A 22,039-nucleotide genomic window follows, 5' to 3' on the forward strand; every position below is an offset into this window, starting at 1 on the left:
GTGAGTGGATTTTTAGATAGCTTCCGATACTAAAGCTGCGAACCGCTCCAGAAATCGGCGTTCTTCATCATCAAAGCGATCCTTGAGCGGACTGTCGATATCAAGTACGCCAAGCAAGCGATCATCCTTTATTAAAGGAACAACAATCTCGCTGTTGGAGGCTGCATCACAGGCGATATGACCTGGGAATGCATGCACATCACCTACTACAAGTGTGCGCCGCTCGGCGGCTGCCGTTCCGCACACCCCGCGAGATAGCGGAATTCGAATGCATGCAGGGAGGCCTTGAAAAGGTCCAAGTACTAGCTCCTTGCCGTCAAATAAATAAAAACCGGCCCAATTCGTATCCGGTAGAGCGTGTTTAAGTAGTGCCGAAGCATTAGCCAGATTGGCTGTAGCACTTGGTTCGTCCTTTATCAATGCTTCGAGTTGGATTAGAACGGCTTCAAACTGCTCGCTGCGCGTTCCATCATATGGCATAGCTTGAAACATGAAGCATCACCTTCCTGTACTTTAAATTCAATATGAAACCATAACTGTAACTAACAACATAGTACAGCTATGAGGGGTACGTCAAGACACAACATTGTTTTGTAATATTTTGGGATGGGCTATGATCCCTCTGTAGCACTGAACCCTTGTGATGATGTTTCCAATGAACTGTCATAGGGTAATGCAAGAGTAAATACCGAAGGCTTTGTTGCCAGAAGGAGTGGAATATGCGCGCTGATGTACAGAACTTGTTCATAGGAATTCACATGCTTTATTGTGCTCATGATAAAGATGTGACGATCTCGGAGATGCTGCTCGGACTGGAAGACATGGGGTATCGTGTTGGAGAACGCGAAGTGAAACAGGAATTGGAAAAGCTGACGCTGGACAACTTTCTGACTGCACATAGTGAAGGGTACAGTATTACTGGCACGGGTATTGAAGAGTTCAAGGATATTCGAGCCAAACTTCAGGTGCTGTGTAGTGAAGTTATTCAGGGAGCAGAATGAAATCGTTTAAAGCAAAGTTCCATAAAAGTGTCTGTATCAAGGGAGAATTACCCTTCTGATGCAGGCGCTTTTTACGTGAGAGGATACAATTTGTTCTTTTCAAAGTTAAAGAAATTAGAACTTTTAGCTTAAGGATATACTCTTGAATGATGTATAATTGATAAGTTGAAGGGGGAGCGGAGAATTGTATCTATGCAATGGAGTGACACCTACACTGATCGGTAGAAGATTAAAATTATGTGCTATGACTACTGAGCATGCTTCAGCGTTATTTCAGGTTTGGTCTCATCCGGAAGTTTCTCTCTGGCTGGGTGCACCGGCATTATCCTCTATAGAAGAGACGAAGCAGCTTATCGACCTTCTATCACAGATGGCTCAGGAAGAGGAGAGCTTACGTTGGAGTATTATTGGACCTGGGGAGGAAGTCATAGGTAGCTGTGGATATAACCATTGGCAGCTTCAGGGAGCTTACCGTGGTGAAATAGGCTGTGATCTGTCGCCTGCCTTTTGGGGGCTTGGATATATGAAAGAAGCGCTTGGGCTTGTACTCGATTTTGGTTTCAATATTATGGGCTTGAATCGGATTGAAGCGCTCTGTCATCCTGATAATATCCGTGCGGAGAGGCTGGTTCATACGCTTGGATTTCAGAAGGAAGGCGTATTGCGTCAATACAGGCAGATCGCTTCCGGCTTTCAGGATACTGCTCTCCATGCTCTACTGCGCGAGGAATGGCAATCCACTTAATACATAAAGAGAGGGTTTGGAACATTGAAGTCAACAGGGAATTTAGAACGTAAACTAATATTAACAGGGGTACTGCTGGCCACGTTTCTGGCGGCTATTGAGGGGACTGTAACAGGACCAGCCGGGCCGGCGATTGTAGGAGACTTTCAGGGAATGCAGTGGCTGAGCTGGATATTTACTTCATATTTACTGGCAATGGCTATTACTACACCTATTTTCGGCAAAATCAGTGATCTGTTCGGACGCAAGCCTGTATTCATGTGGGGAGCGGCTGTTTTTTTACTAGGCTCATTATTATGCGGCATATCTCAAAGTATGGAACAGCTGATCCTGTTTCGCGCGATACAGGGGATCGGTGCGGGTGCACTTATTCCAATGACCTTTACCATTATCGGTGATATTTACAGCATTGAAGAAAGAGCAAAGACACAAGGGTTGCTAAGCTCTGTATGGGGGATTTCCTCTTTGGTAGGGCCACTGCTTGGTGGCTATGTGGTAGATTATTTAAGCTGGCGCTGGGTATTTGTATTCAATCTGCCATTTGGCGTGTTGGCAATGGTATTTATTGCGCGCTACCTGAAGGAAGAAAAGGTGCGTCGGAAGACACAGATCGATGTGCCAGGCGTTCTTCTGTTCGCAGCAGGCATGGGTGCTCTACTCTTTGGACTCTCCACGGGAGGGCAGAACCTGGCATGGACCTCTCCGTTACTACTCGCAACACTGGGTGCAGCGGTTATCCTGCTAATCCTATTTCTGTTTGTGGAGCGCCGTGCACCAGAGCCTATGCTTCCGCTGAACCTATTCTCAAATCGTAATATCGCAGTATCAACGGGCGCTAACCTGCTTGTAAGCACATTAATTATTGGGCTTTCTACGTATATCCCTTTATGGGTTCAGGGCGTTTCTGGAAAAAGCGCTGCGATCTCAGGTTTGCTGCTTGCGCCAATGTCTGTAGGCTGGATGTTTGGGTCAATCGCAGGCGGACGGATGATTCTGCGAGCGGGTTCTCGCCGAACGGCAATGCTTGGATTAATGATGATTGCTGCTGGAGCTATTGGTCTGGTTTTCTTGACTGGAGAGTCTTCACAGGTAATCCTCTTATGCTTGATGCTGGTCTGTGGGGTAGGCTTCGGATACTCCTCTACGGTCTTCACGATTATCGCTCAGTCGTCGGTTGCGTATGATCAACGCGGTGCGTCCACAGCACTTAATGCATTTACAAGGTCATTAGGTCAGACCATTGGGGTGGCTATTTTCGGTTCCTGGCTGAACTTGAATATTGATCAGCTGTTGCGAAAACAACCGGATTCAAACGTTACAGGTGATGATATTAATAAGCTGCTAGGCTCGCATACAGGCACTAACCTCTCCGGCGAAGTATCAAACAGTTTACGTGGTGCACTAGAAGGGGGACTTCATTCACTATTTATTGTGATGGCAGTTTTCGCAGTCTTGTCACTAGTTATATCTTGGGGTTTGCGCAAGGGTGTACCTTCGGTAGAGGATGCTACGTCGTCATTAAAAAAGGCATAACTCATTCTCTAAGTCACATAAAGAAGCCCGACCGGGTATTTACCGGTCGGGCTTCTTCGTGCAATAACAGCTTGTCTAACACATATGAAGTAAAAAGCAGCCTAGCCTCTAGCTCTACTTACGGGGAAGAGGGGAAAGCTTCTCAGCTTGCAGACCCATCTTCTTGAGCAGAGTGATCATTTGTTCCTTCTCTTCATCATTCAGTCCGCTGAAAGCAAGATGAAGACGCTCTGAGTATTTCGGATACATCTCATTCATGAGACGTTCGCCTTCCGCGGTCAACTCTGCGAAAATCACACGACGATCACTTGGACAAGGCTTGCGTTGCAAATAGCCGCGTTCTTCGAGCTTGTCGATAACGTAAGTCACGTTGCCGCTCTGTAGCAGTAGTTTGGCACCAATTTGTTGAATGGGCTGTGGTCCCTTATAGTACAACACTTCCATGACGGCAAAGGCAGTAGGGTTAAAACCTTCAATTTTGCTGCCGGTAACAGCATGCTCATTAATACTCTTGAATGATTTGGCAAATACCCGGTACAAATGTAGTGTTAATTGTGTATCACGTTCATAAGATTGTATCATGCTTCTCCACCCTCTATCGTTAATCATGTGAACTCGTCGCACGTCTGTAATCATATTAATTAGTGCACGGTTTACCTGTGCAACGAACTTTGAGATAACAATAGAATACGTGAAAGATCGAATGAAGAACATGTGATTTGTCACAATGAGCAACTTTTAATTATTAAAAATCAAACAATTTTTTGAAGATGCTGAAATTGAATGTTTTTTTACTTCAGTCTCTGAAAGGAGATCAATTTCATCCCCCGGTTCAGTGTTATTTACGCCTCCAGACGGATGAATGACAATCCCCAATATTTTACTATTATTTCATTGAGAAATAGTAACGGGGAGTGAAGGAAGGATGGAGGAACATCATATTGATGATTTAAAAGAAAGTAAGCTAACCGCAAATAAACCATTCATGCTGCTTATTGCGGCACAGCTTGTATCGAATGTAGGAGACTGGTTGCATATACTAGCGCTACTGACAATGGTAGGGTTTAAATGGAATGCCACACCGTGGGAAATTACGGCTATATCTTTATGTATGGCAGTGCCTTTGCTCTTAGGAGGACCGTTTGCAGGTTACTTAAGTGATAGATTTAACCGCAAGGCACTAATGATTGGTTCGGATATAGCCCGTGCAGCGGTTGTTATTTGCTTGGTATTTGCAGGCTCGCTGTGGCAGGTTTATGTGCTCCTGCTGGCTAAGGGATGTATGGATGTGTTGTTCTCTCCGGCCAAAAGCGGAAAGATTAAGGAACTTGTTCCTGCGGCTCAGATGGATAAAGCAATGGCGCTTAGCTCATCTATAGAGCAGATAACTAAAATTGTGGGTCCAGCTCTTGGTGGATTGCTAGTTGCAGCCTTCGGCATATCTGTTTGTTATATGATCGATTCTGCTACGTTCGTTTTATCGGCGATTATTTTGCTTGGATTACCGCGTACAGCTGCGATTAAGAAGAAAGATACGGAAACAAGCAGGGGGGATACGGAGGTGCGTAACTCCTTCCGCCAAGAAATGTCGGCAGGTCTGCATGTGATTGCAGGAATGCCTGTAGTACTGTGTGGCATTGTTATGCTGGTACTGGTGCTGCTAATGCTACAGATCGGAGACTCTCAGATTGTAACGTTATTCCGGGAGATTCCAGGTGTGAACGGAGATCTGCTGGGGTGGTGTGTAGCAGCCAGTGGCTTTGGAACCTTGCTATCTGCGCTGCTTGTAAGCCGATTAGGCAGTGGTAAGCATCCACTTATTTTTATGGGATTAGGGGCTATAATCATGGGCATTGTCTTCTCAAGTGCAGGGATCGTAACTGCTCATGGTCAAGCCGGAATCTGGATGAACATTGCTTTGTTTGGGTCCTTCATGTTTGCTGGTGTGGGTGCAGGACTAGCGTTTATCCCCTTCAATTCAATGCTCCAGCAGCGGACACCTGCGGAATACACCGGTCGTGTATTTGGAACCATAGGCAGCCTGACAAGCGCAGCTGTTATTCTAGGACCTGTAGCCGGTGGAGCCTTAGTGACAGCATCGGGGCCGGTATCTGCCTTTATTCTATCTGGTTTGCTTACAGGATTGCTAGGACTAGGGCTGTTAATGCTGCGTGGTAAAATCGAGCGCAGGGATGAAGCGGCGATCAAGAAGCAGGAAGGAATAGCTGCTACGAATAACATGGACCTTGTAGGACAGACCTCCCTTTGATGGGAGGTTTCTTTTATTCGCTATTGCGCAGGGCTTAAGTTATTATTGTGAAAAAAGCAGCTTGATTATTTTCAGGAAAAATATATAGTACGATTAGATAAGTTGCGATTGCCTCTGTTGATCATTTGAATATCATTCATATACGCAATAGGGAATGCAATTTATAATAGTATTTATTAGAAGTACTAGGAGATGGAGAGTATGGAAAAAGAAGAAACTACAGTGGATACCGAGAGCTATGACGACATTGTGCTCGATGTTGAGATCGATGAAGCTGGCTATGAAGCGGGAGATCCTTGCATATTCGATATTTCTTTTCAAGTGAAGCGAGGTCAACTGCTCGGACTGATCGGACCTAATGGTGCTGGGAAAAGTACAACCATTAAGACCCTGCTTGGTTTGTTGAAGAATACCAAGGCTAAGGTGTCTTTTAGTGGAGTTAATAAATCTTACGCTTATGTACCGGAGCAACCTGTGTTTTATGAGGATTTGACATTGTGGGAGCACTTGGATTTAGCGGCCGCTGCCTATGGACTGAAGTACGAACAGTTCGAAGAAACTGCAGAAAGACTGTTGAAGCAGTTTGGTATGGGCCATGTGCGCAATGATCTTCCAGCTGGATTCTCTAAGGGCATGAAACAAAAAATGATGCTAATGCTTGGCTTCTTGGTACAGCCGGATGTTTATATTGTGGACGAGCCATTTATTGGTTTAGATCCTCGCGCCACTAAAGATTTCCTGCGGCTGCTAGAAGCGGAGCGGAAGCGCGGAGCTGGTGTACTAATGTCTACGCATGTACTGGATACAGCAGAGAAGATATGCGATGATTTCGTATTGATCTCCGGGGGAAAGGTTGCCGCCTCAGGAACACTCGAAGATATACGTGATTATGCTGGACTGCCGGAGGCGTCGTTGTTTGATTGCTTCGACGAACTAACATGAGTAAGCAGGGACAGCGGGCGTTTGCTTTTTCTAACGCTAAACAACTATTCAGACGGCGGCTATTCTCTCATTGGCGTGAGCAATCCGCTATTATCCGTACGGCGGCTGATTGGACCGTTCTATTATATATTCTTATTCCCGGGGGATTATTGGGAGGGCGTTTGTATTACGGGTTCTGGAATGAGGCGCTACCGGCTTGGAGTGTGAATTTGCCGTTTATGCTCATTCCTTCATTATTAGTGCTCTTGATCTGCAACGGGGGCTTGGTGCTATTATTGCAGGAAGGCGATCTATTATTTCTTAGACAACGGCAACGATGGATGAATACGATCCTATTTCGCGGGTTGCTCTACAGCCTGATTGTAACCTCGCTGAAGTTCTGTGTAGCTTTTGCACTGTTACTGCCTTTTCTGATTCGGGGATTTGAGATGACGTCATCGGAGGTATGGGCGCTGTTCGCTCTGACCTTGGCGTGCAGTTGGTGTGTTAAGTTACTTGGACATCTTGTAAAAGTACAGAAGCAAGGTTGGCGTCGCTGGTTATGGCTATTTCTGGCGATCTCCGTCCCGAACGCTATTTATTTCAGAGTAGCTAGCCTTTGGAATGATCGCCCGCTCATCATATTGCTGAGTGCGGTTGTATTTACAGTCGTTGCAATATTTGCTTTCCGGTGGCGCTTATTGATGCGTGGGACATTTATGAACGATGTGCGCGAGGACTACAAGCAGCGAATGAAGATAGCGGCCATACTGCTCCGCCATGTTCTGGATAAACCTCGCCCGACTCGCCATAAGCCATGGATTTTCCGGAAGTCGCAGCCTTTGCTTAAATCAAAGACTGCCGAGAGCCGTTTCTCTGCGGCAGCGATTAAGGCACTCGTACGGAATCCGGCCCATTTAAAGCTTTACTTGGCTTTCACTGCCGTGTCTGCGGTAGCGATCCTTATCATTCCATCGGGATTTAAATGGCTAGGATTTGTAGTATTAACATCGCTTATGACTTTTTGGCTGTTTTCGTTCTGGTCTTTGTTTGTTGGGGATGATTACATCGGGATACTTCCATTTACGAAAGAACAAAAGGCTGAAGCGGGTATGCATGCGGTCCCTATTTTATTACTTCCCTTTACAATGATTACCTCCGCACTAATCTGTCTCTCTTTATATGGATGGTGGGGGATCATCTTGTTCGTACCAGTTGGATACATGGTTGGACTCTTTATAAGCAGAATATTTGGTACGTTCCGATTGGGCAAAGATTGATAGATAGATAAAAAAAACAGCGTGACTTGAGAAACCTCTCAAGTCACGCTGTTTTTAGTTGCAACACATTAACTAAGGCGAAGGTCAGCGGCATGTTTGCCTGCTGTATATCCAGTAGAGAACGCGGCTGTTATATTGTAGCCACCAGTGTAGCCATGGATATCGAGTACCTCTCCACAGAAGAATAACCCTTGCATAAGCTTAGATTCCATTCTTTTGGGATCGATCTCTTTCAGATTTACGCCGCCGCCCGTAACAAAGGCTTCGGACAGGGATCGGGTACCATGAACATTAACGGGCATCCTTTTCAAGATACCTGCTAGCGCATGCAATCCATTCTTGGATACATGATGACCCGTAATATCTCCATCCAGGTCAGCTTTAGCTAACAAGAGGGGAATGAGACGTTCTGGCAGCAGCCCCTTTAGTGAATTGCGGATCGCTTTCTTTGGCTCCTGGTCCAGCTTGTCCTGCAGCGATGATTCCACTTCTTGCAAGTTCAGATCAGGGAAGAGATCGATGGACATCTCAACCGTGTCATTCCCTGATTTACGCTGGACCTGTCTCAGAAATTGGCTGCAGCGCAGTGCAATTGGCCCGGATAATCCAAAATGGGTGAAGATCATATCTCCGCGATGAGAAATGACCTTCTTTCCTTTTGGATTCCATACAGTAAGTGCCACATCGCGTAGTGACAATCCTTGCAGCTCACCGGATTTAATCCACTCTTCCCGTGAAATAATCGGTACCTCTGTCGGAAATAGCTCAGTAATGGTGTGGCCTGCGGCTTCAGCCCATGGGTACCCATCTCCAGTAGAACCGGTCTGAGGAACGGACTTTCCTCCGGTGGCGATGATTACGGCAGCACTGGAAATCGTTTTGCCCGAGCCTAGCTGAACGCCTTTAACAGCCCCTTCTCCATATATTACACGTGAAACAGGACTGTCCGTCATAATCTGCACACCTAGACCCCGTACTTTGTTGATTAAGGCGGAGACGACGCTGGAGGCCTTATCGGAGACGGGAAACATCCGTCCGTTGTCTTCTTCCTTTAATGCAATGCCTAAGCCTTCAAAAAAGGCAATGATATCTTGATTATTAAAATGGTCGAAGGCGCTATACAAAAACCGCCCGTTTCCCGGGATATGGGAGATTAACTCATCTTTCTCCTTGACGTTCGTTACATTGCAGCGTCCGCCACCAGATATCCCGAGCTTTCGTCCTAGCTTAGCTCCCTTGTCGATCAGTAGTACGGATGCCCCGTGTTCTGCTGCGGCCACGCTTGCCATTAATCCCGAAGGGCCGCCACCTATGACGATCACATCGAAGTTGCTCATGAAATTTTACTCCTTTACATGTTAAGACACGGGTATTACTTCGTGTTTTCCTAACGGAATCATACCATTCTGACTGTCATGTAACCAGTCTTGTCCGCTCACTTGGTTATAATCGTTGTCAGGAGAGTAATCCTGTGCTTTAATCTAGTCATGTAGGGGAATTTGTCCATTTTGGGGTGTGATTGTAATTATTGGCGCAATTAAGGATATATTATTGCAAATATCGGCAGCATGCTCCTTTCTTTTTCTGATTCAGTGGTGGGTGGACCGAGGGCTTGTGGCTCGAAAAAAAGGTAGTTTCCCGGATAATCAAACTTTTTTGGTTTTGGCGTGTGCGTTAAGTCTTATGCTATGCTCTATTCTTTCGACGACTTTATTCGGTATTGCTTATTTGAATTTAGGAATGATTCCTGCTTATATCGGTATTTTATATGGAACTGTACGTTCAGGCATTCTGCTGTCCATCTTTTTGCTTGTCTGTAATATATTCATTGCAGAGCCAGCAGGAATAAGTAATATGATATTAAATTCAGGAATATTATTATATCCGTTGCTGTTTGGGCTAGCTAAGCCTTTTAAGAAAGGCACAGTGGTAGAGAAGATAGGTATGTTATGGATGGTTCTTTGTCCGAATATGTTGTTCATTGCACTTGTGCCTATTATAGGTGGGAAAAATATATATGAGGCTCATTCTGGCGAGTCACTTTTGATTACTTTGTATCTATTTTTCAGCATCGCACTAGGCGGTATTTTTGTTTATTTTGTTGAAATGGTCTGGAGTAGTTGGCGGGCTAAAGTACATATGGAAAGTATAAGTGATAATTTCCAGTGGGAGTCAGAGAAGCTGCAGCAGATTACAAATGTAGTACCTCTGAGTATTATGTCCCTGGATGATCACGGAGTTGTGACCGACCTCAATGATTGTATGTTGGGAATGACACGAATTCATTATCCCAATTTGAGAAGGGAAGATATAATTGGCAAGCCGGTTAGGGAATTTTTTAATGGTTCAGCGGATGTTGATGCATATATGAGGGTACGGGATAACATTCAGCATAAACGGCGTTCCCATGAGCGAATGATTCATGGAACGCGGATCTATCAAATTTATTCAGCACCACTAATGCATAAGAACTCAGGATTAACGAGTGGAGTGGTACTCATTGCACAGGATATTACGGATGAAGTGAAACTCCGCTCAGAGCTGGATCATGTGGAACGTTTGAGCTTAGTAGGGCAGATGGCTGCCGGAATTACCCATGAGATTCGTAATCCTATGGCGGTAGTTCGCGGATTTTTACAGCTAATGAGAGAAAAGAGCTCGGATGATTTGGATTCTTATTATCAGATCGTATTAGAGGAGCTGGATCGGGCGAATAGCATTATTAATGATTTTCTATCGCTGGCGCAAAGCCGGATATCCGATAAGGAGAAAGTGCTATTACACCGAGTTATAGAAGAAGTCAGTCCGCTGCTGTGGGCGGATGCTAATCTTCGTGGTCAAAGTGTTGAGCTAAAGCTGAACGCATCCATCCATGAATTGGAGTTAAACGTTCGGGAAATCAAGCAGCTTATCCTTAATTTAGGCCGAAACGGCATGGAGGCTATGGGATCCAAGGGGATTCTGACACTGGAAACACATAGTACTCAGGAACAAGTGGAGCTGATTGTAAGGGATAGGGGAATCGGTATGTCGGACAGTCAACGAGAGAAGTTGTTTTCCCCGTTCTTCACAACAAAAAGGGAGGGAACGGGTCTAGGGTTATCCTTGTGTCTCAGTATTGTGGAACGGCATAACGGTAAAATAACTGTAGATTCTGTAGAAGGAGAGGGTACAGTATTTACCATCTCATTCCCTTTAGTAAAGGAAGAATATAGCGAAGCCATGCTTGCGGATTGAATCAGGTTACTGTAGCATCTCTTGCTTTCACAGAGTATGAATGTATAATAAAGTTAGTAAGTACTGCTGTAATGTTATCTGACAAAACAGTAATCAGTGAAGGAGAGTGCAGAGAAATGTCCATGTCTTTTAATCAATATATGAGAGATTCGATTCAGCCTATGCGTGATGACCTTACAAGCATTGGGTTTCAGGAGCTTATGACTCCAGAAGAGGTGGAAGCCACTCTTCCTACCGCAAAAGGTACGGCGCTTGTAGTCGTGAATTCGGTCTGTGGTTGTGCCGCTGGACAATGCCGTCCTGGTGTAGCTCAGGCATTGCAAAATGAGATCGCTCCGGATCACTTGTTCACAGTGTTTGCAGGTCAAGAGAAAGAAGCTACTGCTAAAGCGCGTGAATATTTTGCTCCTTATCCGCCATCTTCCCCTTCCATCGCATTGATGAAGGATGGAGAGCTCGTTCATTTTATTGAACGCCATAGTGTTGAGAATCGTTCGGCTGCTGAAATTGCTGCTGAGTTGAAAGAAGTTTTTGATCGTTTTTGCAAGTAAAAAAGTTATTCCATATAATCTCGCATTAGTCGGTAATTCGGCTGTTGCGGGATTTTTCAAAATATAAGAGCGATAATGGGATAGAATATACTTAGAAGCATAGAGCTTCACTTGGTATGGATATTTTGATGGATATGGAACCATTTCTGATGGAACGGGGTGTGGTTTGTGAGTTTACAGGAAGAAATTATTGCAGATCTTGGTGTGAAGCCAACGATTGATGTAGAAGCAGAGGTACGCAAACGGGTTGATTTCTTAAAGTCGTACGTGCTGAAGGCAGGTGCCAAAGGATTATTGATCGCCATTAGCGGCGGGGTGGACAGCGCGGTAGCTGCGGGTCTGTGTAAGCAGGCTACGGACGAGCTGTCGGCTCAAGAAGGCACAGAGTATATTACGCTTGGCGTATACCAGCCATATGGTGTTCAAGAGGATATCCAGCACAGTTATGATGTCGCAAAAGCTTTTAATCTGACCCATACCGTGGAGACAAACATTGAGGAAGCTGTAAATGAGATTGCGCTTGAAGTTGAGCATAGCCTGAAGTCCTTGGGCCAACATCGTCATATGACCCATCAAGGCAAGGGGAATGTTAAAGCGAGAACACGTATGGTTATGCAATATGCGCTCTCTTTTGAGAACAATCTGATTGTAGTAGGGACGGATCATGCTTCAGAAGCCATTACGGGTTTCTACACCAAGTGGGGGGATGGTGCTGTAGATATTACACCTCTATCCACACTTAACAAACGTCAGGTTCGTCAATTAGCTGCTCATATTGGTGTGCCAGCGGATATTGTTACTAAAGCACCTACGGCAGGCTTATGGCCGGGGCAGACGGATGAAACCGAGCTGGGCATTACTTATGACGATAATAGCGATTATTTGGAAGGCAAACAGGTTAACCCTGAGGTAGCGGAGAAACTCGAGAATTATTACCGGAGAACGGCGCATAAGCGCAATGTCATTCCTGGAATTTAGAATAGGTAGAAGTAGAAACCGCCACGGGTCTGCGTTGTAGCAGCTCTCGTGGCGGTTTTTTGTGAGATGGATAAGCTACAAGAATCTTAGTTAGCCAGCGTTTGATCGATAAAATTAGTGGTCGAAGCAATCGCAAGCTCCAATTGTGGGGTAGTACCGGAAAAAGGATGCACAGTACCGAAGGTATGATTACCCTCAGGAATATGAACCCAGTTAATATCGGGTCGGAGCTCAATGAGCTGCTCAGATCCTTGCCGGAGGTGTACTCCATCCAGACTGCCTTGAATAAGAACAACTGGGAAGGACGCTGTCTTCATGCGTTCAAGGATGTTATAACGTTCTTGTTGGTTCTCCATATCTTCTAAAATAACAGCATCCAGCGGCATTTGTTGGCCCGTGCGTGCATTAAGGACATGGGTTCGTCCTGTTTGCTTCATCTCCTGCTTTTGTTCTTCCGTCAACAAATCGAGCTTCGTAACCCCGTTCCAGGAGATGACCCCGCTAACTTCACTGGGATGGTCAAGCGTGTAGACCAGACAAATTCCCCCTCCAAGACTATGTCCTAGAAGGAATAAGGGTAAGCTGCCGAATTTCGGGTGCTGGCTAAGGTAGGACAACAGTATTTCCATGTCCTTCAGCTCGCGACGAAAGGTGTTGCGGGCGAATTTCTCAAGCTCGGTAAAATGCAGCAGATCCTCTCCGATTCCAGCATGAGAGAAGTTGAAGGTGATCACTTCATGATCTTGGCTGAGAGTAGTGGCTATGTAAGGAAACATCCCCCAATCTTTGAAGCCCTTGTAGCCGTGTGCAATAACGATAAGGCTCTTAGGTGCTTCTTGGGCAGGAAAGTGTGAGCAGCGGAGAACAGCGTCTTCACCTGCGGGTATTTCGAAATTACGATGCTGCATAGGGTAATCCCCTCTCTCTATATATAAATGAAGTAAATCAGCAAGTCCATCACGAAGGCGCCTAGATAGACTTCCAAACCATTTTCTTTTAAGATAGCAGAAAGAATCTTATAGGACTATAATTTAAAATTGAAATGAATGACCTGTATAATGATCATACCATTATTGAAGTAGTATAGGATACACGTCCATAAGGAGCGTGAAATTTTGATTTACGGAATCGGACATGATGTGTTAGAAATTGAGCGAATCTCAGAGGTAATGCGCAGGGGACAGGGCAAGAAATTCAACCAGCGCATCCTAACGGAGCAAGAGTACCAGCTTGCTGAGCAACGAGGTGGAAGGTTGGCTGAGTTCGTAGCCGGGCGCTTTGCTGCCAAGGAAGCCGTTGTGAAGGCTTTAGGTTGTGGCATTGGTAATGTGGTTGGTTTTCAGGATATTGAGATATTACCTGACCGTAAAGGTAAGCCGGAAGTAACCTTATCATGCGAAGCCTGGAGCAGACTAGATCTACCTGAAGGACAGAAGTATACCATTCATCTTACGATAACACATGGCCGTGATTTGGCTTCAGCTTTTGCGGTGGTGGAGGAGCTAGGTTCATGAATTGAACCGTGATTATAGAAGGGCAAGGAGAGTTACAATGAAACAACAAGAACGACAGGATTTGCAGGAACGAGAAGAAGGACGAGTAGGACAAGATAAACAAGATCAGGAGCTGCGAGAGGTCAAGCAATATTTCAGTTATCATTTGCTAGAGTGGTATCAAGGGCAGAAGCGGGATTTGCCATGGCGCAGGCATCGCAATCCTTATTATATTTGGATTTCTGAAATCATGCTGCAGCAGACAAGGGTAGATACGGTAATCCCTTATTTTAATCGTTTTATTGAGCGCTTTCCGACGGTAGAGTCACTCGCTGACGCCCCTGAAGAAGACGTGCTTAAGTGTTGGGAAGGCTTAGGGTATTATTCCCGCGCACGTAATATACAGCATGCAGCCAAGCAGGTAAAGGAGCTTTATGGTGGACAGGTGCCGAATGACCGTGAGGCGGTGTTCAGCTTAAAGGGAGTGGGTCCTTACACAGCAGGGGCTATTCTCAGTATCGCGTTTAATCGGCCAGAGCCAGCGGTAGATGGTAATGTAATGCGGGTGTTGTCCCGATACTTCCTCATCGAGGATGATATCGCTAAGGGACCCACCCGCGTGAAAATGGAGCGCCTGGCGGCTGAGCTGATCCCGGAGGGGGAAGCTGCCTCATTTAATCAGGCGCTTATGGAGCTCGGGGCGCTCGTATGCACCCCGAAATCACCGAGCTGCTTAACCTGCCCGGTGATGGAGCATTGCGCTGCGCGCCTGGCGGGCTGCGAGACTTCGCTGCCCGTCAAGACCAAGGCCAAGCCGCCGCGCCCAGAGGAGCGGCTGGCGGCCTTAATCGAGGGCCGCGGTGCCCACGCGGGCCAAGTGCTCATCCGGCAGCGGCCACAAAGCGGGCTGTTAGCCCGCATGTGGGAGCTGCCGCACTGGCAGGCGCCGCCAGCGGAAGGCGGCGCTAAGAGCGCGCGGCTGCCGGAGGCCGCGGCGCTGGACCGGCTGCGCCGGTCACTGCGGCAGGCCGGGATCTCCGCCCGGCCTGAGGAGCACTGGATGGCTGCTGAGCATATCTTCAGCCATATTGTGTGGACCCTGCAGGTGTATCGCTGCAGGGAGGAGGACGCCCTTCCGCTGCCAATAGCGGCAGAAGGACGGGCAGCCTACACCGCGGATGCAGGCCTGTTCCCAGAGATGGACAGCAGCGTGCCCATCGAGAAATTTGAGGATGGTAATGCTAGTCCAGAGGATGGCGGAGCTGTTCGCTGGATCAGTCGTGAGGACATGGCTAATTATGCGTTTCCTAATGTCTTCTTGAAGCTGCTGAACCTTTATTTCGATGAGCAGGAAGAGCTGGCGAAGTCGGGGAAGTAGCAGATTATCCGATGTGGCAAAAGAATGAGTTGTGAGAGAAGCAGCAGATATATGAGAAGTGCCTGAAGTAAGCAAAGTACGCTGAAGTGGATGAAGTAAGAGATGCATCCAAAGTCTCTGGAGTAGGAAATGTGTTAAATGCGTCGATTGTGCTGAGCGAGTTGAATGTGTAGATGTTTTTGATGTGTAGAATGCGTCGATACAGTTTGATGTGTTGAATATATAAGTTGTGTGTGAAGAGAGAGTGGCGTACGCATCTAAATATGATCACTTACCTCATCCCCGTGGTCAGTTTAAAGGGAATTCCTCCCTATAAACTGCCTGTGGGGATCTGTTTTTGATCTTTTTAGGGAAAAACTCCCTTTAATTTGGGTGAATACCTGTATTATGCTCCAATATGGATGATTTAGAGGGAGGATTTCCCTAATTAGAAGCAGAATGCCTCATTTAGGCGTCTTTCCAACAGCGGTACGATAAAGGGCAGTCTCGTTCCACACTCATTGATCTGCATTCAAGCGGGGTAAAAAAGCGATGTCCGTGGAGAATGATCTATTCTATTTGTTTCTAACGAACCTTGTTTCTAACGAACCTTGTTTTTAACAAATCTGCTTCTAAACGAAATTAGTCTCAAACAAACTCTCTACACACCCCACCCAAATAAACGACCCAAACACAAAGAAGGTATCCCTTGGCCATAACGGCTCGGAGATACCTTCTTTGTTTATACTTAGTTAAACGGTAAATCCACAGCCTTGAAGGCTATGACTTTATCCGTAATTTAATTTCTTATTTCGAGCTTTCGTAACGTTTGCCAACTTCTTCCCAGTTTACTACGTTCCAGAACGCTTTGATGTAATCAGGGCGTTTGTTTTGGTAGTTCAGGTAGTAAGCGTGCTCCCATACATCAAGTCCGAGGATTGGAGTAGCGCCTTCGCTGATTGGGTTGTCTTGGTTAGGTGTGCTTGTTACTGCCAGTTTGCCATCTTTAACAACTAGCCAAGCCCAGCCACTGCCGAAACGAGTAGTTGCTGCTGCTGCGAAATCTTCTTTGAATTTTTCGAATCCGCCTAGTTCACTATCAATAGCTGCTGCAAGTGCGCCAGTTGGTACGCCGCCGCCGTTTGGTCCGATAACTTCCCAGAACAAGGTGTGGTTAGCGTGTCCGCCACCATTGTTACGAACAGCAGTGCGGATAGCTTCTGGTACAGCGTTCAGATCTGTAAGAAGTTCTTCGATGCTTTTGCTTTGCAATTCAGGTGCCTTTTCCAAAGCTGCGTTCAGATTAGTCACATATGTGTTATGGTGTCTATCATGGTGAATTTCCATCGTCAAAGCGTCGATGTGTGGTTCGAGTGCGTTGTTTGCATAAGGTAGTGCTGGTAATTGAAATGCCATGGAAAAATCCCTCCTGAGTATATTAGAATTTGTATAGATAAAGAACTTCGGCGGTTTGTCGTCAAAATTCTTTATTGTTGATATGTACTATAGGGTATCTCCCAATAGGATACTTTAATTAAACAGTATCTGGATCAATAATGCAACACTAAACAAACATAAATGTTTATAAAGTATGATGGGAGTGTAAAGAGGATTATCAATTGTATTAAAAATGTTAAAATAAAGAGCCGTCACCCCATAGACATAACTCTTTATAATTACCCTTATAATGAAACAATGAATCTCAGCCAAAATGTAAACGCTTGATATTAAGCGCTTTCAAAAGAAAAATGATGATATCACGAGAAAAGTGTGCTTTAATAGATTTAAAAGCAGGTATTCCTCGGTATTTGATGCTTTTTTTTATTTTCTCAATGTTAAGGGAACCCCTTCTTTTTGTTAAATTCATAAGCCATAGACAAGGGAGATTTTAAAGAATGCACGTTCGTTCCTTTCAATTAAGCGACGTTAGCCCTGTGACTGATTTGCTGCAAACAGCATTATCGGAAGAATGTTTCGAGAACACTATCGAGCCTTTCTCCAGGCAGCTTTCATGGGATTCAGATCTCATTGTAGTTGCGGAAGATGAAGAAGAAATTGTTGGAGCACTGATTGGTACGATTGAGAAAAACCACGGTTGTTATTTCCGGATTGCTGTACATCCTGATTATCGCCGCAGAGGAGTCGGTAGAAGTCTGGTATCGGCTATGGAATCCAGGTTTCAAGCTCGTAAGGTTAGTGGTATCTACGTAGCCGTCGATGAGCATAATTCTTTTGCATTGCCATTGTATGAAGCTATGGGATATAGCGAGAATCAAATTTTTAAATCTGTCCGGAAGCTGAGCATTGTTGGGTAATTTTGATCACTCAGATGCGTAAGCGGAAACATTTACTAAATATAGAACTATAGTTGATGATATAGTCTGTTTCATTCATACTCAAGCGTATTTTCCAGAAGTCCATTACTAATGGCTGGGAGATATGCTTTTTTATTGTTATAATATCTGCAAGTATAGACATCAATAATTGAGAATAAGAGGTGACATATTGAGTCAGGAGTCCCAAGTAGAGTTCATGCGTAATCGGAAGCAAAGACATAGATCCTCCAGATCAAAGAAAGGCTTTGGTGGTCGTTTGGCCGCGGAATTGAAGGATTGGTTGCTTACAGCGGTAGTTGTCTTTGCGGTAATGTCTGTTCTTAATATTTTTGTGTTCAATATATCAACGGTTAAAGGTCAGTCTATGCAGCCAACGCTTGTGGAAGGTGAGAGGCTCTTTATTAATAAGCTTTCATTGATGTTTGTAAACCCAAAACACGGGGATGTCGTCATTCTTCATGATCCTAGCACGGGGCCTAGTCGGAAGGACTTTTTAGTGAAACGAGTCATTGGTATACCTGGAGATATCATAGAAGTGAAGGATCACCAGTTATATGTGAATGGAAAAATAGTGAATGAGCCATATATCGATACTGAGATTGAAGACCCGGATTTTGCGGCGTTAACTGTGGAGAGCGGAAACTATTTTGTCATGGGAGATAACCGTCATGCTTCAGCAAGCAAAGATAGCCGTTATTTCGGCTCCATCCCACAGGACATGATTGTAGGCAGGGCGGATTATATCTGGTGGCCGCTGTCTAAACTGAAAGGGTTATAAGAATTATATCGATAACATGAAAAGGAGAAGGCGGAAATGAACAATACATTTCAGTCACCGTATGCACCCCCGCCTTCCAAGTGGGCACAGCTTAAAGCGGAAATTCAGGAGGCTGCGACGTCACTCGGTATTGATGATATCGGGTTTACTACAGCAGAACCATTTTTATATTTAAAAAATATTCTGCAAGACCACCGAGACAAAGGATATGAATCTGGTTTCGAGGAACCGGATCTGGATAAAAGGACAATCCCCGCTCTGAGCTCTGGGGACAAGCCCTTATCTATTATTTCAATTGCTGTGGCCTATCCTTCCAAAATGGAGAATCCTCCGAAGTCTGAGCCAGGTGCACGAAGAGGTATTCTCGCCCGAGCATCATGGGGCAGGGATTATCATCATGTGCTGAGGGAGGCCTTAAGTAAGCTAGAGGACTTTATTCATGAACGTGTACCGGAGGCTGTGCTGGAAAGTATGGTCGATACCGGTGTATTGGTAGATAGAGCGGTAGCGGAAAGAGCGGGGATAGGCTTCAGCGGCAAAAACTGTTCTATCATCTCACCTAAATGGGGATCTTGGATTTATCTAGGGGAGATGGTTACGAACATTCCTTTTGCTCCGGATGAGCCTGTTGAGGAAGGCTGCGGGGAGTGTACCAAGTGTATTGATGCTTGTCCAACCGGTGCACTGGTGGGGCCGGGTCAGCTTAACGCGCAGGCTTGTATTTCTTTTCTGACGCAGACCAAAGGATTTCTGAGTGATGAATACATGACCAAGATTGGCAACCGTCTATACGGCTGTGACACCTGCCAGATTGTATGTCCCAAGAATCGAGGGAAGAACTGGAATCATCGCCCTCAGATGCTGCCTGATCCTGAGATCGTGAAGCCATTGTTAATGCCAATCCTGGATCTTAGCAACCGTGAATTCAAAGAGAGATTCGGAAATAGCTCTGCTGCCTGGAGAGGCAAAAAGCCGATGCAACGAAATGCGATCATCGCTCTCGGTAATTTCAAGGAAGTAGAAGCGGTGCCAAAGCTAACAGAAATTGTTCTGAAAGAGTCGCGGCCTGAGATGCGAGGCACTGCTGCTTGGGCGCTGGGACGCATCGGTGGTGAGGAGGCTCTAGCTGCTGTTGAATCGGCTTTAGAGCGCGAAGAGCATGATACGGTAAAAGAAATGCTGAGCCGGGCACAGGATGTGCTCCTTACTGCGAAGCAGGCACGAGAGGACAGCGATGTTTAATGAAGGAAAAAGATCATAGACAGGTTGCATATTCCCAATTGCTGTCCAGTTCTCGAAATGCTATGATAGATTCGCGCGCCATATGGCGATGCAGACAATAGAGTGTAGAGGTGGGCTTTAGATGAATATCGCATTACCTATTATTACATTGGTCGTAGGTCTCATCGGTGGATTTTTTATCGGTGTGTATTATCTGCGCAGACAAATGACAACTATGCAGAATGATCCTGAAATGCTGCAAAAGGTTGCGAAACAAATGGGTTATAACCTGAATGGGAAACAAATGCAACGTGCCCAACAGATGATGAAGAATCAGAACCAGACAGGCGCCCGACCAGGAGCAGCTAAAGGGAATAAACGTAGAAGTAAGTAACCGGGTCCGGATAGAAATTATACGGGTGCGGAAGGGGGAGACATCATGGGGAACATCAATGAATACGTGAACGGTAAAGTATCAGAGAACCGTGAGCAAATCGAGTATCACGTTGAGAAAATATTAGAATTAATCGGTGAAGATACCGGCCGCGAGGGACTGCTTGAAACACCAGCACGTGTTACGCGGATGTACGAGGAGATATTCGGCGGTTATTCGATAGATCCCCGCGAGGCGCTCGGTGTTACTTTTGATGAGTCTCATGAAGAGCTAGTGATCGTGAAGGATATCGTCTATTACAGCCAATGTGAGCATCACATGGCTCCTTTCTTCGGTAAAGTGCATATTGGATACATTCCGAGCGGACGGATTGCTGGACTCAGCAAATTAGCTCGCCTAGTTGAAGCAGTGAGTCGGCGTTTGCAGGTTCAAGAGCGCATTACGACGCAAATTGCGGATATTATGACGGAGGTACTAAGCCCTCATGGCGTTATGGTCGTTGTGGAAGGTGAACACCTTTGTATGTGCGCACGTGGAGTGAAGAAGCCAGGGAGTAAGACGGTAACCATGTCTACTAGAGGGGTCTTCCGGGAGGATGCCGCCGCTCGTGCGGAGTTTCTGAACTTGATTAAAGAATAGTATATAGAGGTGTCTATGCCTCGAAATTAGAAGGACCCATCATTCACTTTTTGTGAACGATGGGTCCTTTTGGGTCAATATAAGCGAATAGAAGTGATGTCTTCTACGAAGTGGTAAGAGATCAGTAAGGCTTCCATGCCAGTTTACTGGCAGCGGCATAACGCTCTGACACATATGGCCAGTTGACGACCTTCCACCAATCGTTAATATAATCCGCACGATTATTCTGATGTTTCAGATAGTAGGCATGTTCCCATACATCCAAGGCCAAGAGCGGAACAACGTCCCATTGCGATAAATTTTGATGTTTTTCCGCAGTGAGAATTTCTAGTCTATGGCTACGTGGGCTCCAGACTAGAATGGCCCAGCCGCCACCTTCTACTTTATTCGCAGCTTCGGTGAACTGTTTCTTGAAGCTGTCATAGCTTCCAAAGCTTTGTTCTATAGCTTCTAGTAAAGCACCTGTTGGGCGGCCCCCACCTTGCGGAGACATCACGTTCCAAAAGATCGTGTGAAGATAGTGGCCTGCACCATTAAAGGCTAATTCTCTCTCCCAATGTTTAACGAGATCGAAGTCACCGTTCTTACGGGAATCTGCTAATTTAACTTCAGCCTTGTTTAATCCATCTACATAACTTTGATGGTGCTTATCGTGATGAATTCTCATCGTCTTTTCGTCAATATAAGGTTCTAGTGCATTATAGGCGTAAGGCAAGGCAGGTAGCGTATGGCCGCCAATGGGTACCGCGTCGTTTTTATCGCGGATATCAGGAACAGTGTCAGTAAAAGTAGAGAATCCATCATTCCGCATGGTATCGTCTGTATCGATGTTTACGACATAATCCTCTGTGTAATCACGCATGACTTGTGAAAGCTTTCCGGGCGAGCTGAGTGTCTGCAGTACGGCTAAGAAGTATTCTGTTTCGCGAATAATATGCAGAATCACAGTAGTTGCAAGGGGGACGGCTTTGACCGCTGCGCTACTCTCCATGATGGCAAAGAGCTGCCGGACGAACTCTTGGGATTGATTGCAGGAGATATGTAGCAGTTTCTCCGTTTCCGCAGTGAGTTCTGCCTGTGGCGGAGGAGAAGCGGAAAGGGCAGCATTCAATAGCTGCTGTGCCGCCTGCTCAGTTGCACCAAAAACAACGGCCCATTCATCGAGGAGTTTCACATAAGGGTCCTCTAATTTAGGTACGATCGCTTTGATGACTTCGGTATGCTCCTTCTCTTGTGTTTTCCAAAATACGATTTCTTCCAGGATACGTACTGGCAGCATCGGCCCGTATACATATAGCATGCCAAG

21 protein-coding genes and 1 pseudogene are annotated in these 22,039 nt (G+C 45.8%); 16 read left to right on the forward strand and 6 right to left on the reverse strand.

Annotated features, from left to right (window positions below; all coding sequences use genetic code 11):
- Positions 1–12: 12 nt before the first annotated feature.
- Positions 13–492, reverse strand: a complete 480-nt coding sequence (locus PAENI_RS06020) for a GAF domain-containing protein (protein WP_042184630.1) — start codon at positions 490–492, stop codon at positions 13–15.
- A gap of 227 nt (positions 493–719) precedes the next feature.
- Here PAENI_RS06020 and PAENI_RS06025 point away from each other — a divergent pair, with 227 nt between their 5' ends.
- From PAENI_RS06025 to PAENI_RS06035, 3 genes are all read left to right on the forward strand, one after another.
- A complete protein-coding gene (locus PAENI_RS06025) occupies positions 720–1,001 on the forward strand; it encodes a hypothetical protein (RefSeq protein WP_094874766.1) in 282 nt (93 codons plus the stop codon).
- Positions 1,002–1,185: 184 nt separating this feature from the next.
- The gene (locus tag PAENI_RS06030; protein WP_042184632.1) at positions 1,186–1,746 is read left to right on the forward strand and encodes a GNAT family N-acetyltransferase; all 561 of its coding nucleotides are present in this window, start codon (positions 1,186–1,188) and stop codon (positions 1,744–1,746) included.
- Between the two features lie 24 nt (positions 1,747–1,770).
- Entirely contained in the window at positions 1,771–3,279 is a 1,509-nt protein-coding gene (locus PAENI_RS06035) for an MDR family MFS transporter (RefSeq protein WP_149644653.1), read from the forward strand.
- A 114-nt stretch (positions 3,280–3,393) separates the two neighbouring features.
- On the opposite strand, the gene PAENI_RS06040 is transcribed toward PAENI_RS06035, so the two are convergent.
- Complete coding sequence (locus tag PAENI_RS06040) at positions 3,394–3,861, reverse strand: MarR family winged helix-turn-helix transcriptional regulator (RefSeq protein WP_042123913.1); 468 nt, start codon at positions 3,859–3,861, stop codon at positions 3,394–3,396.
- A 343-nt stretch (positions 3,862–4,204) separates the two neighbouring features.
- On the opposite strand from PAENI_RS06040, the gene PAENI_RS06045 reads away from it, so the two are divergent.
- From PAENI_RS06045 to PAENI_RS06055, 3 genes are all read left to right on the forward strand, one after another.
- Positions 4,205–5,548 carry an MFS transporter gene (locus PAENI_RS06045; RefSeq protein WP_076300162.1) on the forward strand — a complete coding sequence of 448 codons (1,344 nt, stop codon included), beginning with the start codon at positions 4,205–4,207 and terminating at the stop codon, positions 5,546–5,548.
- Positions 5,549–5,749: 201 nt separating this feature from the next.
- On the forward strand, positions 5,750–6,490 hold the full coding sequence (locus PAENI_RS06050) for an ABC transporter ATP-binding protein (RefSeq protein ID WP_042184638.1): 741 nt from the start codon (positions 5,750–5,752) through the stop codon (positions 6,488–6,490).
- Complete coding sequence (locus tag PAENI_RS06055; RefSeq protein WP_223178910.1) at positions 6,487–7,749, forward strand: ABC transporter permease; 1,263 nt, start codon at positions 6,487–6,489, stop codon at positions 7,747–7,749. Before PAENI_RS06050 ends, PAENI_RS06055 begins: the two co-directional genes overlap by 4 nt.
- 68 nt (positions 7,750–7,817) lie before the next feature.
- Here the strand turns inward: PAENI_RS06055 and PAENI_RS06060 are convergent, their stop codons facing one another.
- The gene (locus PAENI_RS06060; RefSeq protein WP_149644655.1) at positions 7,818–9,086 is read right to left on the reverse strand and encodes a BaiN/RdsA family NAD(P)/FAD-dependent oxidoreductase; all 1,269 of its coding nucleotides are present in this window, start codon (positions 9,084–9,086) and stop codon (positions 7,818–7,820) included.
- A gap of 277 nt (positions 9,087–9,363) precedes the next feature.
- On the opposite strand from PAENI_RS06060, the gene PAENI_RS06065 reads away from it, so the two are divergent.
- The 3 genes from PAENI_RS06065 to nadE all read left to right on the forward strand — a co-directional run bounded on the left by PAENI_RS06065 (position 9,364) and on the right by nadE (position 12,515).
- Positions 9,364–10,986 (forward strand): two-component system sensor histidine kinase NtrB, encoded by a 1,623-nt coding sequence (locus tag PAENI_RS06065; RefSeq protein ID WP_149644656.1) that lies wholly within the window; start codon positions 9,364–9,366, stop codon positions 10,984–10,986.
- A 116-nt stretch (positions 10,987–11,102) separates the two neighbouring features.
- Positions 11,103–11,537: a BrxA/BrxB family bacilliredoxin gene (locus PAENI_RS06070; protein ID WP_042184644.1), complete on the forward strand. Its 435-nt coding sequence runs from the start codon at positions 11,103–11,105 to the stop codon at positions 11,535–11,537.
- 168 nt (positions 11,538–11,705) lie between these two features.
- The gene (nadE, locus tag PAENI_RS06075) at positions 11,706–12,515 is read left to right on the forward strand and encodes an ammonia-dependent NAD(+) synthetase (protein ID WP_042184646.1); all 810 of its coding nucleotides are present in this window, start codon (positions 11,706–11,708) and stop codon (positions 12,513–12,515) included.
- 86 nt (positions 12,516–12,601) lie between these two features.
- On the opposite strand, the gene PAENI_RS06080 is transcribed toward nadE, so the two are convergent.
- The gene (locus PAENI_RS06080; RefSeq protein WP_149644657.1) at positions 12,602–13,423 is read right to left on the reverse strand and encodes an alpha/beta hydrolase; all 822 of its coding nucleotides are present in this window, start codon (positions 13,421–13,423) and stop codon (positions 12,602–12,604) included.
- Between the two features lie 207 nt (positions 13,424–13,630).
- Here PAENI_RS06080 and acpS point away from each other — a divergent pair, with 207 nt between their 5' ends.
- Together acpS and mutY are read left to right on the forward strand one after the other, a co-directional pair.
- Positions 13,631–14,029, forward strand: coding sequence for a holo-ACP synthase (gene acpS / locus PAENI_RS06085; protein ID WP_076300164.1), 399 nt, complete (start codon positions 13,631–13,633; stop codon positions 14,027–14,029).
- Between the two features lie 37 nt (positions 14,030–14,066).
- Entirely contained in the window at positions 14,067–15,386 is a 1,320-nt protein-coding gene (gene mutY / locus PAENI_RS06090; protein WP_149644658.1) for an A/G-specific adenine glycosylase, read from the forward strand.
- 786 nt (positions 15,387–16,172) lie between these two features.
- On the opposite strand, the gene PAENI_RS06095 is transcribed toward mutY, so the two are convergent.
- Positions 16,173–16,781: a superoxide dismutase gene (locus PAENI_RS06095; protein ID WP_149644659.1), complete on the reverse strand. Its 609-nt coding sequence runs from the start codon at positions 16,779–16,781 to the stop codon at positions 16,173–16,175.
- Between the two features lie 479 nt (positions 16,782–17,260).
- On the opposite strand from PAENI_RS06095, the gene PAENI_RS06100 reads away from it, so the two are divergent.
- From PAENI_RS06100 to folE, 5 genes and pseudogenes are all read left to right on the forward strand, one after another.
- Positions 17,261–17,680: a GNAT family N-acetyltransferase gene (locus PAENI_RS06100; protein WP_036676822.1), complete on the forward strand. Its 420-nt coding sequence runs from the start codon at positions 17,261–17,263 to the stop codon at positions 17,678–17,680.
- Between the two features lie 190 nt (positions 17,681–17,870).
- Positions 17,871–18,479 (forward strand): signal peptidase I, encoded by a 609-nt coding sequence (lepB, locus tag PAENI_RS06105; protein ID WP_076285881.1) that lies wholly within the window; start codon positions 17,871–17,873, stop codon positions 18,477–18,479.
- Between the two features lie 36 nt (positions 18,480–18,515).
- Positions 18,516–19,712: pseudogene (queG, locus tag PAENI_RS06110) on the forward strand (tRNA epoxyqueuosine(34) reductase QueG); the annotation flags it as partial.
- Between the two features lie 130 nt (positions 19,713–19,842).
- A complete protein-coding gene (locus PAENI_RS06115; protein ID WP_042123938.1) occupies positions 19,843–20,094 on the forward strand; it encodes a YneF family protein in 252 nt (83 codons plus the stop codon).
- Positions 20,095–20,139: 45 nt separating this feature from the next.
- Positions 20,140–20,733, forward strand: a complete 594-nt coding sequence (gene folE, locus PAENI_RS06120; protein ID WP_076285879.1) for a GTP cyclohydrolase I FolE — start codon at positions 20,140–20,142, stop codon at positions 20,731–20,733.
- Between the two features lie 121 nt (positions 20,734–20,854).
- Here folE and PAENI_RS06125 read toward each other — a convergent pair whose 3' ends face one another.
- Positions 20,855–22,033 (reverse strand): Fe-Mn family superoxide dismutase, encoded by a 1,179-nt coding sequence (locus PAENI_RS06125; RefSeq protein WP_149644660.1) that lies wholly within the window; start codon positions 22,031–22,033, stop codon positions 20,855–20,857.
- Positions 22,034–22,039 lie beyond the last annotated feature (6 nt).

Source organism: Paenibacillus sp. B2(2019), assembly GCF_008370385.1.
Lineage (GTDB): Bacteria > Bacillota > Bacilli > Paenibacillales > Paenibacillaceae > Paenibacillus_AQ.